This is a genomic window from Microbacterium sp. ISL-59 (assembly GCF_018613945.1).
Lineage (GTDB): Bacteria > Actinomycetota > Actinomycetes > Actinomycetales > Microbacteriaceae > Microbacterium > Microbacterium oxydans_B.
Genome location: NZ_JAGGPG010000002.1, coordinates 591,803 through 607,100 on the forward strand (window position 1 = coordinate 591,803; position 15,298 = coordinate 607,100).

Sequence of the window (15,298 nt, forward strand, 5' to 3'; positions counted from 1 at the left end):
GTCAGTTCGCGACGCCGAGCAGGCTGCGCGCCATCCGCGCGACGTGCGGCGGCGTGTGCGGCCCGAGCCAGACCGTCCACTGCGACGGCGGCTCGGAGCAGGTCCACTCCACGCACCAGGCATGCACGGCGTTGGCCAGCCGCTCGCCACGCGTGTGCGCACGGATGCCGTCACCGCGCACCAACCAGCGCACCGACACCCCCTCGGGCACGTCGATGTGACGGAACTGGATGCGCGCCGCGGCTTCGAGGATGATCACGCCCTGCGCGTCCCACGGCAGTCGCGCGGCGATGCTCGCGATGACGCCGGCATCGGCCGCGTCACCGGCGATGAGCACGACGCCTTCGATGTCGTCCCAGTCGGGATCCTGCAGGTGCTCGCATGCGCTGCTCATGGTCTCGAGTATAGGTAAGGGTACCCTTACTAATCAAGACTCGGCGGCGACCGACACCGCTACAAGCGCACTCCCGACCGAGCGCCGAATGGCCGGAACGCACTCAGCGCCACCCCATCCGCGCGGCCGTAGGCTGGAAGCATGACTTCTCCTGCCTCCGACACCATCACGATGTTCGGCGCCGACTGGTGCCGCGACTGCATCCGCACCAAGAAGCAGCTCGATGCGCTCGGTGTCGAATACACCTACGTCGACCTCGTCGCCGAGCCCACCGCCGCGGACGTCGCGAAGGAGATCTCGGGTCGCACGAACATCCCCGTCGTCGTGTACCCCGACGCCTCGCACCACGTCGAGCCGTCGAACGCCGACGTTGAGTCGAAGCTGCGCGAACTCGCACTGATCTGAGTGGCCCGCATCGCGCCGCTACACTGGCGCGATGAGCACTGAGGCTCGGCCCGAACGAGCATCCGTCCGTCTCTCCCCGCGCACGATCGTGCTGTACGCGATCGGGTCGCTGGGGACCGGCGGCTACGCCACCCTGCCCGGGCTGGTGCTGACGTATTTCCTCACCGACAACCTCGGCGTCGCCGCGCTCGCGGCCGGACTCATCGTCACGGCCGCGAAGATCTGGGACGTCCTGATCGATCCGTTGATCGGCGCCGCGTCGGACCGTCAGCTCGCTCGCACCGGCTCCCGTCGCGGGTTCATGGTGACCGGCGCTCTGGCCCTCCCGCTGTTCTTCGCCCTCACGTTCGCGGTGCCGCCCTCCTGGGGCCCGGTCGCCGGGGCGATCAGCGTGCTGCTCGCGTTCCTCGCCACCGCAACCGCGTTCAGCCTGTTCCAGGTGCCGTACGTCGCGCTCCCTGCGGAGCTGACCGGCGACTACGACGAGCGCACCCGTCTGCTGGGCTGGCGCGTGGTCGTGCTCACCGCGGCGATCCTGCTGTTCGGCGCCGGGGGTCCCGCGCTGCGCAATGCCGGCGACGACCCCGTCCTGGGGTACCTCCTGATGGGCATCGCCTCGGGTGTCGTGATCGGGATCGGCATGCTGATCGCCGCCCGGACGGCGACGATCGCCGCCCGGCGCACCGAGGCAGCCCCGGCCGCCGCGATCGCCGACTCGACGTGGCGCGATCAATACATGTCGGGCTTCCGGGCGCTGAGGCGCAGCCAGCCGTTCCGCGCGCTGCTGGGCACGTTCGTGCTGCAGGCACTGGCCACGGGGACCATGCTCGCCGGCGCGCAGTACGTCGCGACATGGGTGCTGCGCAGCGAGGATGCCGTGACGTTCGTGTTCGTGGCCCTGGTCGGGCCCGCGCTCCTCGCGACTCCGGTGTGGACAGTGATCGCGCGTCGCATCGGCAAGGAACGGGCGTTCGCGATGGCCAGCGTCCTGTTCACCGCCGCCGCAGCGACGCTCGTGTTCGCGGTCTGGGCACCCGGTGCCTGGATCTACGCCTCGGTCGCGGTGGCCGGCATCGCCTACGCCGGACTCCAGTCGCTGCCCATGGCGATGCTGCCCGACGTGATCTCGCACGACGAGCGCACCAGCGGTCCGGGACAGGCCGGCACATTCACCGGCATCTGGACGGCGGGCGAAACCGTCGGCTTCGCACTCGGCGCCACCGCGGTGTCGCTGACCCTCGCCGCGACCGGCTACATCTCCACCGTCGCCGGAGCCACCGTCGAGCAGCCGGAGGCCGCGATCACGGGCATCGTGCTCAGCTTCAGCATCCTTCCCGCCGTGCTGATGGCCGCGAGCCTGCTGACGCTGCGCCACTACGGCCTGCGTCGCGCCGACATCGAAGCCGTCGGAACCTCCGACGCCTAAGCTGGGATCCCGTCCGAAGGAGACGCCGATGACTTCTGCGAGCACAGCCCCCGCCCCCGCATCCGCCTCGAAGAGCACGTCGACAGCGGGGTCCGCGTCGCTGAGTGAGAGCGAACAGGAACGCCTCGACACCGCGATCGACGACCTGCAGGCCGGATCGCGCACCTGGTCCGCTCTCACCGTCGCCCAGCGGGTCACGTTGCTGCGCGCGGTGCGCACGAGCGTCGCCGCCACCGCCGAGGACTGGGCGAACACGGCCGCCGCCTCCAAGGGGCTCGACGGTAAGCACCCGCTGCGCGGCGAGGAGTGGCTGAGCGGCCCCTACAGTGTGCTCGGCGCGCTCGACGCCTACATCGAGACGCTCTCCCGCCTGGCGAAGGGCGTGAACCCGCTCGACGGCCTCACGATCGATCGCGCCCCCGGCGGACGCACCCGCGTGCACGCCTTCCCCCTGACCGGCATCGACAAGTTCCTGCTGTCCGGCTTCACCGGCGAAGTGTGGCTCGAGCCCGGCATCACCCCGAACGCCGCGCGCGCGGGTGCCGGCCTCGCGCAGCGCACCCCCACCGAACCGGGCGGGGTCGGACTCGTGCTCGGCGCGGGCAACGTGACCTCGATCCCGGTACTCGACGTGCTGTACGAACTGCTCGCCCACAACCGCACCGCCCTGCTGAAGGTCAACCCCACGCAGGATGCCCTGGTGCCGGTGTACAAACGAGCACTCGCGCCCCTCATCGAGCCGGGACTGCTGCGCATCGTGCGCGGCGGCCCCGCGGTCGGCGCGTATCTCACCGGCCACCCCGGACTCGTGCACGTGCACATCACCGGCTCCGCCGCGACGTTCGACACGATCGTCTGGGGGCCGTCGAAGGGCGAAGGGGCTGCCGCGACCAAGCGTCGTCGGCGCGAGAACCGCCCGCAGCTGAAGAAGCCGATCACCGCCGAACTCGGCGGGGTCTCCCCCATCATCGTGGTGCCCGGCGCGTGGACCGACGCCGATCTCACCTACCAGGCCGAGCACATCGCGACCATGCGCCTGCAGAACTCCGGCCACAACTGCATCGCCGGCCAGGTCGTCATCATGTCGTCCGACTGGGACCAGGCCGATGCGTTCCGCGCCGCGCTGCGCCGCGCCTATGCCAACGCCCCGGAGCGACCCATCTGGTACCCGGGCTCCCCCTCGCGGATGGACCTCGCGACCGACGCCTACCCCGACGCTCTCGTGCTGGGCGACCGGCTGCTCGTCGAGATCGACGCCGACGACGACGCGACGGCACTCGAGACCACGGAGTACTTCGCGCCGGTGCTGGGCGTCGTCACCATTGCGGGCACGGGTCAGGAGTTCCTCGACGCGGCCGTTGCCCACGCGAACGACAAGCTCCAGGGCACCCTCGGCGCGAACCTGCTGATCGACCCGGCGACCGAGAAGGCACTCGGCGCCGGTTTCGAGCGGGCCATCGCGGCGCTCCACTACGGCTCCATCGCGATCAACAGCTGGACCGCCTTCGCGTTCATCACCCCGACGCTCACGTGGGGTGCGTTCCCCGGCGGCACGATCGACGACGTCGGCAGTGGCATCGGCGTCGTGCACAACGCGCTGCTGCTCGACGGGGTGGAGCGCTCGGTGCTTCGCGGACCGTTCCGCCCGTTCCCGCGGTCGCTGCCGATCGCGAACGGCGGCGGACGCCTCACGATCCTGCCGAAGCCGCCGTGGTTCGTGTCGGCGCGCAAGGGCGCGGCCGTGAGCGAAGGGCTGACCCGGCACCGTGCGGACGGCGGCGTCGTCGGGCTCCTGAAGACGCTGACGAAGGCGCTGCAGGCCTGAGACTCAGCGCGCTGCGCGGGCGAAGCGGTCGGTCGCGGCGCGCAGCGCCTTCTGAGTACCCGGCTCGGTGGCGGCGTGACCGGCGTCGTCGACCACGACGAACTCGGCCTCGGGCCAGGCGCGGTGCAGGTCCCACGCGGTCATCATCGGCGTCGCGACATCGTGCCGCCCCTGCACGATGACGGTCGGGATATGGCGGATGACGTCGACACCGGCGATCAGCTGTCCCTCTTCCCACCAGCCGCGATGGACGAAGAAGTGATTCTCGATGCGGGCGAACGCGGTCGCCTTCTCGGGGTCGGACATCCCGGCGATCTGCGCGGCATCCGGCGTCAACGTCACGGTCGCCGCCTCCCAGGTCGACCAGGCGATCGCGGCCGGCACGTGCACGGCGGGGTCGGGATCGAACAGCCGCCGGTGATACGCCTCGATCATGTGCGAGCGCTCGAGCACGGGGATCGGCGCGAGGAAGCTCTCCCAGAGGTCGGGGAACAGCGCGGCGGCGCCGCCCTCGTAGAACCACTCGAGCTCGACGCGACGCAGCGTGAAGATCCCGCGGAGGACGAGCTCGGTCACCGCATCCGGATGCGCCTGCGCGTAGGCGAGCGCGAGGGCGCTCCCCCACGATCCGCCGAACACCTGCCAGCTGTCGATGCCGAGGTTCCTGCGCAGCAGCTCGATGTCGGCGATCAGGTGCGCGGTGGTGATGTGACGGAAGTCGGCATCCGGTGCACTCGAGTGCGGCGTGCTGCGTCCGCAGCCGCGCTGATCGAACAGCACGATGCGATAGACCTTCGGGTCGAAGAACCGGCGCTGCCACGGCGAGGTGCCGCTGCCGGGACCGCCGTGCAGGAACACCACCGGCTTGCCCTCGGGGTTGCCGCTGACCTCCCAGTAGACGCGGTGCCCGTCGCCGACGAGCAGCTCCCCCGTCTCGTACGGTTCGATCGGTGGATACAGTGCATCCGTCTTCTTCATCTTCGGTCCCCCGGCCGGTCGTGCAGACTTCATCGTCAACGCTAGCGGGTCGCGCGCTGCGGCTAGGGATCCAGCTGATCAGCCGGCAGCGTCAGCACCTGCTCGCAGACACCGAGGCCGTTCTGGTACCCCTCGGCGAACCAGCGCTGTCGCTGTTCGCTGGAGCCGTGCGTCCAGCTCTCCGGGTTCGAGAAGCCGGACTGCTCCTGGATGTGGTCGTCGCCGACCGCGGCAGCGGCGTTCAGGGCGTCCTCGATCTCGGGCTCGGTGGGCTTCTCGAGATAGGGATCGCCGTCCGCATCGGTCTGCTCGGTCATCCGCCCGAGCCACCCGCCCGCGTAGCAGTCGGCCTGCAGCTCGATGCGCACGCCGTTGCTCCCGGGGCCCGTCCCGTTGTTCGGGTAGCGGTCCATGACGCCGGTGATGTTCTGGATGTGATGGCCCCACTCGTGCCCGACGATGTAGAGCTGAGCGAGGTTGCCGGCGGATGCACCGAACTGCTCCTGCATCAGCTGGAAGAACGTGGGGTCGACGTAGACCCCCTCCTCGGGCGGGCAGTAGAACGGGCCCACCGCGTTGGAGGCGGTGCCGCACTGGGTCGACGTGGAGCCGTCGACGACGTTCATCTGCGGCTTGCGGTAGCCCTCGACCTCGTCGGCCCAGAACTCGTCGAGCACGAGCTGCGCTCCCGCCATGCGGCAGTCGACATCGGCGTTCGCCTGCGCACCGGTCTCGCAGTTCTCGATGACCGATCCCCCGGCGGGTTCGCTGCTTCCGCCGGGCGCCCCGCCGCCGAGCAGGCCGGTCAGGTCGATGCCCAGCAGCGGTCCGGCGATGAGCGCGATGATGCCGAGCACACCCACGCCCACGCCACCTGCGATGGCTCCGTTGCGGCCGCGTCGACGCGTGGTGTTGCCCGAGATGTCGGCGTCGGGATTGAAGGTCATGCGTCGAGGGTACTCCGCGCGGACACCGGCCGAACGGTCGTAGGCTCGGAGCATGACGACCACGATCACCATCACCGGCGCGGGCGGACAGATCGGCTACGCACTGCTGTTCCGCATCGCGGCGGGAGACCTGCTCGGACCGGACGAGAAGGTGCGGCTCCGGCTGCTGGAGATCCCGCAGGGACTCGGTGCCGCAGAGGGTGCGGCGCTCGAACTGCAGGACGGCGCTTTCGGCCTGCTCGAGCACGTCGAGGTGACGGATGACGCCGCCGTCGGCTTCGACGGAACCGACCTCGCGCTGCTCGTGGGCGCCCGCCCGCGGGGTCCCGGTATGGAACGCGCCGACCTGCTCGCGGCCAACGCCGGTATCTTCGGCCCGCAGGGTGCGGCGATCGCGGCGAATGCGGCACCGGGCGTGCGCGTCACGGTCGTGGGAAACCCCGCCAACACCAACGCCCTGATCGCGGCCGCTGCAGCCGACGGCGTGCCCGCCGAGAGGTTCGCCGCCCTGACCCGGCTCGACGAGAACCGGGCGCGCGCGCAGCTGGCGCAGACGCTCGGCGTGCCCGTGCACACTGTGCGCCGGGTGCCGATCTGGGGCAACCACTCGGCCACGCAGTTCCCCGACATCTCGCACGCCACCGTCGGTGGGAAGCCCGTCAGCGAAGCTCTCGAGCAGATCGTCGGCGACGTACCCACGTGGCTCGAGCAGACCTTCATCCCGCGCGTCGCCAAGCGCGGCGCCGAGATCATCGAGGTGCGCGGATCGTCGTCGGTGGCATCCGCGGCGAGCGCCACCATCGATCACGCGCGCGACTGGGTGCAGGGCACCGACGACTGGACCTCGGCCGGTATCGTCTCGCACGGTGAGTACGGCGTTCCGGAGGGTCTGATCTCGTCGTTCCCCGTGCGCTCCGTCGACGGCGAGTGGCGGATCGTCGAGGGCCTCGAGTTGAGCGACTGGGCCCGCTCCCGCGTCGACGCCTCGGTGGCCGAGCTGGTCGAGGAACGCGACGCCGTGCGCGCCCTCGGCATGCTGTGATCGCCTGACCGCCGCGCCGCCGATCGCATGGGGAGTTCTGCCCATCGCCGGACTTCGGCACCCCCGCTAGATTTGCTGGGGACGGGAACACCGTCGAGGAGGGGCGCACGACATGACTCAGTGGGACGAACTGCATCCAGGCCGGGGGAACACCGGCGCGGTCAACGATGCTGCGACACGCGTCAGCAACCGGAACACCGGCACCGAGACCGTGCGCACGGCTCTGTCGAACGCGGCCACCGGCACGACCGAGGAGATCTGGGCGGGTGACGCGGGTGCCGCGTTCCGCACATCGCTGGCGAAGCCACAGACCCTGTGCGACGAGCTCAAGACGGAGTTCGCCGCCGTGCAGACGGCCCTCACCTCTTATGCGACCGAGGTCGACCGCATCCGCGTCGCCACCACGGCGGCGCACCAGGCGTACGCGACCGGCTACGCCACGTGGAAGGCCGCAGAGCAGGAGGACAGCCCGTTCCTGCCGTCGACCTTCACCCCCAACGCCCCGAACGCCACCCTGGGGTCGAACCTCTGGGTGCCGAGCGGGAACAAGCCCGGTCTCTACGACATGCGGATGGCCGCGCAGCAGCTGCGCACCCTCGCCGACCAGCGCGAGACCGCCGACAGCACGCTCACCACGGCTCTCCAGCCGCCGGCGTCGGCCCGATGGGACCAGATGCAGTCGGCGCTGAGCGCCGCGGGCATCGACGACATCGACGATCTCACCTTCGAGAACCTCGGAGACGCGTTCGCGAACCTCGCCGACGAGATCGCCGAGGGCGACGTGACCGACGAGAACGTGCAGGCCCTGCAGGACTTCTTCTCGGTCTGGGGCGAAGACACGTTCGTGATGTCGCAGTTCTTCCTCGAGGTCGGCGGCGAGAGCACCGTCTCGATGATCGACAACCTGGGCGACGCGGTCATGACCGAGGGATTCGACCCCGCGGCGGCGCTGGCGCTGGCCACCATGATCCGCGGTGGCCTGTCGACCGGATCCCAGATCTGGATGCCGTCGACCTCCAGCGACTTCGCCGACAGCATGCTCGAGGGCGCCTCGTCGACCGTGGGCGGCGCTGTCGCCGCGATCGGCTTCCTCTTCTCGGACGAGCAGAACAACCCGCTGGGCGTGAACCTCACGGTGGCCATGGCCGACGAGATCGACCGCATCGAGCGCGACCCGATGAGCATGCAGAACGGCGGGTGGTACGACACCTCACCGAACGCGGGCGGCCGCATCCTCGCGCAGCTCGAGGGCGAGACGACCGGGCTCGACGGCAACCGGGTCGACGACCTCGCCGGGCGCGTCTTCTCGACGCTCGGCACCTACCCCGACGCGGCTCTGGACTGGCTCACCGCCACCGGCGACGACCCGTACGGCGACGGCGACCTGGGCCCCGGACGTATCGAGTACTGGTACGGCGACCGCGACTGGAGCGCCGAGGGCAGCGGCGACGGCTTCGAGGGGCCGGGAGCGCTCTGGGCCGGCGCGCAGCAGGCCTCGGGCGGACCCGCCGACGCGACGCACACCTACAACCCGGAGACCTGGGACCGCGTGGCTGAGCTCACGACCCAGGTCGTGCGGGAACTCACCAGCAACGAGAGCTTCCTTCCGGAGAACCTCACGAGCATCGGACAGGTGCGCATCGCGGAGGGCATCTCCGTGGCGATGCCGTACTTCTCGGAGAACCTCAGCGAGAGCGACCCCCGCACCGCGAGCGCGCTGTCGATCCAGGACGCCCTCATCGGGACGAGCGACCCGCGCTCGATCCCCAACGTCACGCAGGAGCAGCTGTCTCAGCTTCTCGGCACCGCGACCTGGAGCGACGGGGACTCGCCGTCGGCCGGTGCGGATGTCATCTCCCAGTCGGTGCGTCAGTACCAGGATGCGCTCATCGCGCTCGCCGACATCGCTCCTCCCGGCAGCGCCTTCGCAGCCGACGCCCTCGAGCGGGTCGTCGAGCTGCAGGGGTGGCTCGACGGATCGACGGAGGGTGCCGCGCTCGGAGAAGCCGGACGTCACGATGCGGCCGTTCAGGAGGCCATCGACGGCGTGAGCACCGTCGTCGGACTGATCCCGATCCCGGCCGTCGGCGACGTGCTCGTCGAGGGCGGCAGCGTCGCGATCGACGTGATTCAGGATGCCGTCATCGGCGGCGTCTCCGACTGGGGCTTCGGCAATGCCGAGGCGGCGTGGGGCAACTCGCACGAAGTACTGTTGGAGGAGCAGCAGAACAGCGCCTCCGGCCGCGAGATCGCGATGATCAACACCATCGAGCAGATGCTCGCCGATCTCGGCATGACGGAGGGGCTCTCCCCGGCGGAGGCGACCGATCTGGCCGAGGAGATGCTGGCGGACTATCAGCGAGGCGTCGAGGCCAGCTCGTCGTGGGCAGAGGGGCATTGAGAATGCAGTACAGGCGTCGACTCATGGGTCTGACAGTGGTCGGGATCGCGACGATCGGTCTCGCGCTGACGGGGTGCACCCCCGCAGCGGTCGAGCCGCCGTCGGTCAGCTGGCAGTCGGGTGAGCCCTCGGGTGAGCTCGAGTCGAGCCCCTGGGTGCAGGCCGTCCGCGCATCGGACACCGCCCTCAGCATCGCGGCGTTCACCCGCGACTACACGTCGGACGAGCTGCAGGACACCACGACGGAAGAAGCCATCGACGCTGCGGCCCAGTGGCAGCGCGACGAGGCGAAGGCCGACCGCTTCTTCACCTACCCCGGCCCGGTGCCGATGATCCCGCTCTCGGTGGACGAGCAGGGTGACGAGGCGCTCGTGACCGTCTGCCAGGCGCAGGACTGGTACCTGGATGCCGACCGCACCACCGCTCCGGAGCCCACCGAGGGACGAGAGGTCGTCTACCGCGTGATCCGCGACGGTGACACCCACCTCGTCGAGACCGACTCCGTCACCACGAAGGACTGTGATGTCGCAGACGCGAGCATCGCCCTCTTCGACCCGCAGCCCGACCCCACCGAGACCTATTCTCCCGACGATGTGAAGGTGCCGTGATGACCGATCTCCAGTTCGACTCCGACGCCGTCGGCGCCACCGGCAGCACGCTCCAGAGCACGGCATGGGGCATGAGCCTCGACGTCGACCTCTCCCTCGCCGGCTGCGGCAGCTCCACGGTCTCGGCCGCCGCCGACACCTGGGCCATGTGGGCCAAGGCCTCTCTCCTGCAGCTGCAGAGCATGACCGCCGGCGCCGGCGTGGTCGCCCGCGACTCGGCCACCGCCTTCGAGACGCAGGAAGCCGAGATCACGGACTCGGCGAACAACGGCACCCCCTGATAACGGTCTGCATCCGCACCCGCGACAGGGCAGAATGGAACGCGGAGGTGCGCGATGAGCGAGACGATCGAACCCACGACGGCGGCATCCGTTGATGCTGCCCTGACGAGCCCGCTGCACCTTCCGCATGACGCGGCCGTGTGCCCGAAGTGCTTCACGGAGCTGCAGGAGAACCGGAACTTCTGGCTCGCCCGCCCCGACGGCTCACGCCTGGTCGGACTGGTGGTCTCCCGCGACGACATGCCGTCGGTCGTGGAGCAGCGCGCCGATCTCACGCGGTTCGGTGTGCCCATCGAGGGCTTCCGTCACCCCGCCCCCGACATCCTGGAGAGCTGGAGCGACCGCCTCTCCCGCCTCATCGGCACCCTGCGTCCCGGTGATGTGCTGGTCGTCGTGTCGATCGTCGCGCTCGGGCGCGACAGCGACGAGGGCGCCAGGACGGTCGCAGAACTCCGCCGCCACGGCATCATCGTCAAGGTGCTCAGCCACAACGCGCGGCACCTCGCCGACGCCGCGGCCGCCACACGCTGACCGCCCGGCGGCACCGACCGCTCAGGCTTCGGCGGACACTCCCGACGGCGCACCCGGAAGCTCGAAGTACGACGCCTCGACGATGCTGTCGAAGAACCCGAGCAACACGTGCGGGATGTCGCCGACGGGCGTCGACAGGTTCACGAGAAGCACCTGCTTCGAGCCGGGAACCGTGTACCAGTAGTCGGCGGACAGCCGACGGATCGAGACCGCCCCCGCCTCGGCGGCCAGCTCTTCCGGAGCCTCACGCAGGTCTTCGGCGTCGGCCAGCTTCTGCTCCTCGACGCTGTGCAGTCGGAGGATCGCGGATCCGGGGATCTGCAGCCGGTGGGCCGTGTCGAGGTGGGGACGCTGCAGCTCGGTGAAGACCTTCTCGAGCGTCGCGACGACGGCCTGCGGCGAGACCCCGATGGCCGGAGACATCCGCAGGTCGGGCTGCTCGAACACCGTGAGCGTCACCGGCAGCGGCGTGCCGGGGCGCAGTTCGGTCATCAGGAACATCGCCTTGGCGTGCAGCGCGCGAGCGCTCCTCACCGCCTCGGTGAGGTCACGGCGGGTCAGTGCCCGCAGCGTCGAATCCTCGTCGCGACGGCCGAAGACCTCGTCGACGAAATCGGCGACCAGCGGACCGCTGTCGAGATCGTTGAGCAGCACCGGATGCCAGGCGCCGAGGAGTCGGAAGCGCAGCTCGGGCTTCGCCGCCTCGACGGCGATCTCACTCACCGGCGAGCTTCTCGATCTCGTAGTCGGGCACATTCACGCCCACGGAGAGGCTCGGGCTCCAGTCGATGCCGAGCTCGTCGGCCGCTCGCTGCGCCTCGATCGCGCCCTCCTTGCCCTCGTACGTCGACCACGGGTTGAACTTCACGAACGCCGGCTTCGGCTCAGAAGCCTTCCAGGCCGACACCAGGACCGCGGTCAGGCCGTCCCCCGTCACCACGTATCCGAGCGGGACTTCGACATCGATCACCCAGCCCGACGTCAGGCCGTCCTGATTCGGCTGCACCTCCACCTGGAGCGCTTCGGGGAGCGCGGCCTTCACCGCGTCGACCACGGGTGCGGGATCGGTCATTTCAGCCTCCTGGGTGGATGCGGGCGGAGTCTTCTCCGGCGCGGGCGCACCGGTCGGAAAGCACCCGGTCAGCAGCAACCCGGCGACGCCGATTCCTGCAACGGTCAGTGTCAGGCGTCGGAACATCACTCACTCCATGCATATTCTTCAGTCACGACCGTCGCACCGTCGTGCGCGTAGAACTGCTCCAGTCTCGCACGCTCGTCGGCGGGCAGATTCGCGAGCTGCTCCTGCCAACTGATGTTGTAGAGACCCGCGTTGTGCGCGCCGGCGTCGATCGCGGCCGGCTGGTGTCCGGGCGCGACGGGCGTGAACGTGCGCCAGTTGTCCTCCTGCCGAGGATTCACCGCGCCGTTGGTGAGCGTGTCGAGCATCGGCACCGGATCGCCCTGATGCTGCATCGAGATGACCTGCGTCATCGGCGGGATGCGCATGGCATCGATGGGAGATCCGCACGCCATCACCGCCTCGAAGTTGTATGCGCTCGACCGGTTCGCCGCGAGGTGCCCCGCCATGATGCCGCCCTGGCTGAACCCGACCAGCATCACGGGGTCGCCGTTCGGGCCCGGACTAATGCCTGCGTCCTGCATCGCCTGCATCACGGCACGCTCGTACTGCGTCTGCAGCTCGGGCGTGAGCATGAGGGCGAGGTTGCTGTCGAGGTCGTTCGTCGCCCCGGTGTCGTTGATCCCCTGGAGGCTCATGACCCAGTCCTGCGTCGACGGCAGCACAACGCGCCACCGGGTGACGCCATCGGCACCGACGACCTGTTCGACCCGGATCACGCCCTGCTCGTCGGCGGCGGACGTGCCGCCGAGGTCATCGACCAGACCGGCCTCCGCGAAGGCGTTGTCGAGAGACGCGCCGCTGACGGTCGACATCTGGTTGCGCCACGCCTCCAACGCCTGCTGGTACTCGGCATCGGTCGCATAGTCGGATCGCGACGGCATCGGGATGCTCCGCTCGTCGACCTCGAAGGGGGTGACCTCGGGGTCGGGTGCGAGCACGTCGGTGAGGATGCGGGTGATCAGCACCCCGCCGATCGTCAGCGCGACAGCACCACCGAGGAGAGCGAGCACGGCGCCGAGCAGCGGTCCACCCAGGAGGAGTCCCGCCAGCCCGAGGACGATCGGGATCAGTGCGAGCAGCAGCACCGTCATGATCTTCGGCAGCAGAGCGTTCCAGATGTCGGAGAGGGTGTCGAGGACGCCCTTGATGACATCCGCCACCCAGCGCCCGATGCCGGCGAGCAGATCGCCCACACCCTCGAAGAACTGGGCGATGTTGTCGAGGACCGAGTCCTTGCCCTGGCTGATGACGCTCTCGATCGTACGGATGGCGGCCTGGGCCGCATCCTCCTTGCTCTGCACTCCGGCGCGGAGACGAGCGACGATCGCGTTGATGTCGGACTGGGCGGCCGTCGCCTGGCGCTCGGCGCGGGAGAGGTCGTCGGCCGTGTCCTGACGGACGTCCTGCGGAGAGTTGCTCAGCCCCTCGAACAGCTGCCGCCGCTGCGCATCGCCGGCCGCGTGCTCGGCCGTGCCCAACCGGCCCTGTGCGGCTTCGAGAGCCGGGATGTCCCTGGCCGCCTGCTCCTTGATGGGAGCGAGCGTCACGGCGTACGTGCGCAGCGCCGACGCGGTCTCGTCGTAGCGCAGATACGCCTGCGACATCGAGGTCTGCAGCTCGGCGGCCGTTGACCGCAGTGCCGTCGTCGACTTGCTCAGCTGACCCGAGACGATGTCCTGCAGCGCTTGCGCGGCGTCGTTGATCGCGGTGGCCTGACGGGACAGGGCACCGGAGCGGGTCTCGAGCGTGCCGGGGTCGCCGTCGAGCAGCTGCGACCAGTCGTTCTGGTTCCAGAGACCGTTCATCGGAGACCCTCGCCTTCGCTGCGCATGTCGATGAGGGAGCCGAGATCGCCGAGCACCGTGTCGATGCGCTCGGCCGGCTCGGAGAACGCGATGAGGTTCTCGGGAGGCAGGACGGCTTCGGCGGGGAGGGTGACGAACTCGGGGGCGGGCGGGGGATCGGCGACCGGGAAGGGCATGGGCAGCGCCTCGATCGTCGGGAGACCGATGCCCGGCGTGGGCGCGATCGGCGCGCCGGGAAGCGAGGGCACATCCACCCGCGGGGGATCCGCGATCAGGTCGGGGAAGTCGGGGCCAGCAATCCCACCCGGCAGCGACGGCAGGTTGACCCGCGGCGGGTCGGCGATGAAGTCGGGAAGCGACGGGAGCACCGGCGCAGGACCGCCACCGATACCGGGCTCGGGAAGAGACGGCAACGGCGCAGGAATCGGATCCGGAAGCGACGGGAGCACCGGCGCAGGACCGCCACCGATACCGGGCTCGGGAAGAGACGGCAACGGCGCAGGAATCGGGTCAGGTGCAGGACCGGGGGCCGGCGCAGGACCGCCACCGATACCGGGCTCGGGAAGAGACGGCAACGGCGCAGGAATCGGGTCGGGTGCAGGACCGGGGGCCGGTGCAGGAGCCGGCGAGGGGCCGGGAGCCGGTCCAGGAGTCGGCCCCATGACGCCGTCCGGACCGCCGCCGACGGTGGGAGGCGTCGCGGTCTGGCCACCCTGCGGCCGCTCGACGTGCTTCATCCCGTCGGTGACGCTCTTCGCCATGTTGCGGTCGAGGTCACCGAAGGTGTCGGCGATCGCCTGCAGGGTGTCGCGGATGCCTTCCAGGCTCTTCTGCAGCTGGCCGCGCTTGCGATCCCAGTTGCCGGCGAAGTCCTGCACCTTGCCGGAGAGGCCGCCGTGGCCGGTGAGCCCGGCGACGTCGTCACCGAACCGGTCGGCGTTCGCGAACGTCTGGATGGCGGCGCTGATCGATGAACGCGACGCGTCCAGCAGACTGCTCTCGAGCGTGAGGTCGCTCATCGTTCCCCCCGGAGATGGATGAAGGTCGTGCAGGCGCACACGAGGGGATGCCGAGGTCGGCATCCCCTCGTGTGGTGTGCGGCGATTACTGGCGGATCTGCGCGGCCAGCTGCTCGTCGGTCGACTGCAGCGACTGGGCTGCGACGTCGAGGAAGCGAGCCATGCCCTCGATGCCGGCGATGGTCGCGGTCGCGCCCTGGTTGAACTGCGCGTACGACGCGTCGAACGCACCAGAGGCGGACGTGGTCACGAAGCCGCCCGAGACGAGCTGCGAGACGTATGCGCGGAGGTTCTTCAGCTGCGTTTCGATGTCCTGCTGGCCCGTGCGGAGACGGCCAGCAGCATCCTTCATGTCGGCGTAGCTGACTTTGAGGTTCGTCATGGTGTTACCTTCCGGTCGCCCCGGCGGGTGCCGGAGAGTTCTTGTGCTTCGAGACTAACGAAGCGGTCCTGGTCTGCAAATGGGGAGAAGTCCCCATCGGTCTCGGATGTGCG

At 69.7% G+C, this 15,298-nt stretch carries 16 protein-coding genes; 8 read left to right on the top strand and 8 right to left on the bottom strand.

Translation table 11 applies throughout. From position 1 onward, the window contains the following. Position 1 precedes the first annotated feature (1 nt). Positions 2-394, bottom strand: coding sequence for an SIP domain-containing protein (locus J7E45_RS07030; protein WP_091035822.1), 393 nt, complete (start codon positions 392-394; stop codon positions 2-4). Between the two features lie 141 nt (positions 395-535). Here J7E45_RS07030 and J7E45_RS07035 point away from each other — a divergent pair, with 141 nt between their 5' ends. The 3 genes from J7E45_RS07035 to J7E45_RS07045 are packed head-to-tail and all read left to right on the top strand — an operon-like array spanning position 536 to position 4,050. After that, a complete protein-coding gene (locus J7E45_RS07035) occupies positions 536-799 on the top strand; it encodes a glutaredoxin family protein (RefSeq protein ID WP_215068100.1) in 264 nt (87 codons plus the stop codon). A gap of 31 nt (positions 800-830) precedes the next feature. Then, complete coding sequence (locus J7E45_RS07040; protein WP_251053500.1) at positions 831-2,225, top strand: MFS transporter; 1,395 nt, start codon at positions 831-833, stop codon at positions 2,223-2,225. A 28-nt stretch (positions 2,226-2,253) separates the two neighbouring features. Further along, positions 2,254-4,050, top strand: a complete 1,797-nt coding sequence (locus tag J7E45_RS07045; protein ID WP_215068102.1) for an aldehyde dehydrogenase family protein — start codon at positions 2,254-2,256, stop codon at positions 4,048-4,050. A 3-nt stretch (positions 4,051-4,053) separates the two neighbouring features. On the opposite strand, the gene pip is transcribed toward J7E45_RS07045, so the two are convergent. Together pip and J7E45_RS07055 are read right to left on the bottom strand one after the other, a co-directional pair. Next, complete coding sequence (gene pip / locus J7E45_RS07050) at positions 4,054-5,061, bottom strand: prolyl aminopeptidase (protein WP_251053502.1); 1,008 nt, start codon at positions 5,059-5,061, stop codon at positions 4,054-4,056. Positions 5,062-5,090: 29 nt separating this feature from the next. Beyond that, on the bottom strand, positions 5,091-5,975 hold the full coding sequence (locus J7E45_RS07055) for a neutral zinc metallopeptidase (RefSeq protein ID WP_215068104.1): 885 nt from the start codon (positions 5,973-5,975) through the stop codon (positions 5,091-5,093). Between the two features lie 52 nt (positions 5,976-6,027). Here J7E45_RS07055 and J7E45_RS07060 point away from each other — a divergent pair, with 52 nt between their 5' ends. The 5 genes from J7E45_RS07060 to J7E45_RS07080 all read left to right on the top strand — a co-directional run bounded on the left by J7E45_RS07060 (position 6,028) and on the right by J7E45_RS07080 (position 10,838). Beyond that, positions 6,028-7,017, top strand: a complete 990-nt coding sequence (locus J7E45_RS07060; RefSeq protein ID WP_215068106.1) for a malate dehydrogenase — start codon at positions 6,028-6,030, stop codon at positions 7,015-7,017. Positions 7,018-7,129: 112 nt separating this feature from the next. Next, the gene (locus tag J7E45_RS07065; RefSeq protein WP_215068109.1) at positions 7,130-9,418 is read left to right on the top strand and encodes a DUF6571 family protein; all 2,289 of its coding nucleotides are present in this window, start codon (positions 7,130-7,132) and stop codon (positions 9,416-9,418) included. Positions 9,419-9,441: 23 nt separating this feature from the next. Then, positions 9,442-10,026, top strand: a complete 585-nt coding sequence (locus J7E45_RS07070; protein WP_215068111.1) for a hypothetical protein — start codon at positions 9,442-9,444, stop codon at positions 10,024-10,026. Then, entirely contained in the window at positions 10,026-10,307 is a 282-nt protein-coding gene (locus J7E45_RS07075) for a hypothetical protein (protein WP_029262893.1), read from the top strand. The genes J7E45_RS07070 and J7E45_RS07075 overlap by 1 nt, the downstream gene beginning before the upstream one ends. A gap of 54 nt (positions 10,308-10,361) precedes the next feature. Beyond that, on the top strand, positions 10,362-10,838 hold the full coding sequence (locus tag J7E45_RS07080) for a recombinase family protein (RefSeq protein ID WP_215068114.1): 477 nt from the start codon (positions 10,362-10,364) through the stop codon (positions 10,836-10,838). Positions 10,839-10,859: 21 nt separating this feature from the next. On the opposite strand, the gene J7E45_RS07085 is transcribed toward J7E45_RS07080, so the two are convergent. From J7E45_RS07085 to J7E45_RS07105, 5 genes are all read right to left on the bottom strand, one after another. Further along, entirely contained in the window at positions 10,860-11,561 is a 702-nt protein-coding gene (locus tag J7E45_RS07085; protein WP_215068116.1) for a hypothetical protein, read from the bottom strand. Further along, entirely contained in the window at positions 11,554-11,910 is a 357-nt protein-coding gene (locus J7E45_RS07090) for a hypothetical protein (RefSeq protein WP_215068118.1), read from the bottom strand. Before J7E45_RS07090 ends, J7E45_RS07085 begins: the two co-directional genes overlap by 8 nt. Before the next feature lie 125 nt (positions 11,911-12,035). After that, a complete protein-coding gene (locus tag J7E45_RS07095; RefSeq protein WP_215068120.1) occupies positions 12,036-13,784 on the bottom strand; it encodes a hypothetical protein in 1,749 nt (582 codons plus the stop codon). Then, a complete protein-coding gene (locus J7E45_RS07100) occupies positions 13,781-14,803 on the bottom strand; it encodes a hypothetical protein (RefSeq protein ID WP_215068122.1) in 1,023 nt (340 codons plus the stop codon). Before J7E45_RS07100 ends, J7E45_RS07095 begins: the two co-directional genes overlap by 4 nt. A gap of 85 nt (positions 14,804-14,888) precedes the next feature. After that, on the bottom strand, positions 14,889-15,185 hold the full coding sequence (locus J7E45_RS07105; protein ID WP_017204355.1) for a WXG100 family type VII secretion target: 297 nt from the start codon (positions 15,183-15,185) through the stop codon (positions 14,889-14,891). Between the last annotated feature and the right edge of the window lie 113 nt (positions 15,186-15,298).

Bases quoted from the DNA above. Each gene is read 5' to 3' on its own strand.
- J7E45_RS07030 (WP_091035822.1), bottom strand. From the start codon at position 394: ATGAGCAGCGCATGCGAGCACCTGCAGGATCCCGACTGGGACGACATC.
- J7E45_RS07035 (WP_215068100.1), top strand. From the start codon at position 536: ATGACTTCTCCTGCCTCCGACACCATCACGATGTTCGGCGCCGACTGG.
- J7E45_RS07040 (WP_251053500.1), top strand. From the start codon at position 831: ATGAGCACTGAGGCTCGGCCCGAACGAGCATCCGTCCGTCTCTCCCCG.
- J7E45_RS07045 (WP_215068102.1), top strand. From the start codon at position 2,254: ATGACTTCTGCGAGCACAGCCCCCGCCCCCGCATCCGCCTCGAAGAGC.
- pip (WP_251053502.1), bottom strand. From the start codon at position 5,061: ATGAAGTCTGCACGACCGGCCGGGGGACCGAAGATGAAGAAGACGGAT.
- J7E45_RS07055 (WP_215068104.1), bottom strand. From the start codon at position 5,975: ATGACCTTCAATCCCGACGCCGACATCTCGGGCAACACCACGCGTCGA.
- J7E45_RS07060 (WP_215068106.1), top strand. From the start codon at position 6,028: ATGACGACCACGATCACCATCACCGGCGCGGGCGGACAGATCGGCTAC.
- J7E45_RS07065 (WP_215068109.1), top strand. From the start codon at position 7,130: ATGACTCAGTGGGACGAACTGCATCCAGGCCGGGGGAACACCGGCGCG.
- J7E45_RS07070 (WP_215068111.1), top strand. From the start codon at position 9,442: ATGGGTCTGACAGTGGTCGGGATCGCGACGATCGGTCTCGCGCTGACG.
- J7E45_RS07075 (WP_029262893.1), top strand. From the start codon at position 10,026: ATGACCGATCTCCAGTTCGACTCCGACGCCGTCGGCGCCACCGGCAGC.
- J7E45_RS07080 (WP_215068114.1), top strand. From the start codon at position 10,362: ATGAGCGAGACGATCGAACCCACGACGGCGGCATCCGTTGATGCTGCC.
- J7E45_RS07090 (WP_215068118.1), bottom strand. From the start codon at position 11,910: ATGACCGATCCCGCACCCGTGGTCGACGCGGTGAAGGCCGCGCTCCCC.
- J7E45_RS07095 (WP_215068120.1), bottom strand. From the start codon at position 13,784: ATGAACGGTCTCTGGAACCAGAACGACTGGTCGCAGCTGCTCGACGGC.
- J7E45_RS07100 (WP_215068122.1), bottom strand. From the start codon at position 14,803: ATGAGCGACCTCACGCTCGAGAGCAGTCTGCTGGACGCGTCGCGTTCA.
- J7E45_RS07105 (WP_017204355.1), bottom strand. From the start codon at position 15,185: ATGACGAACCTCAAAGTCAGCTACGCCGACATGAAGGATGCTGCTGGC.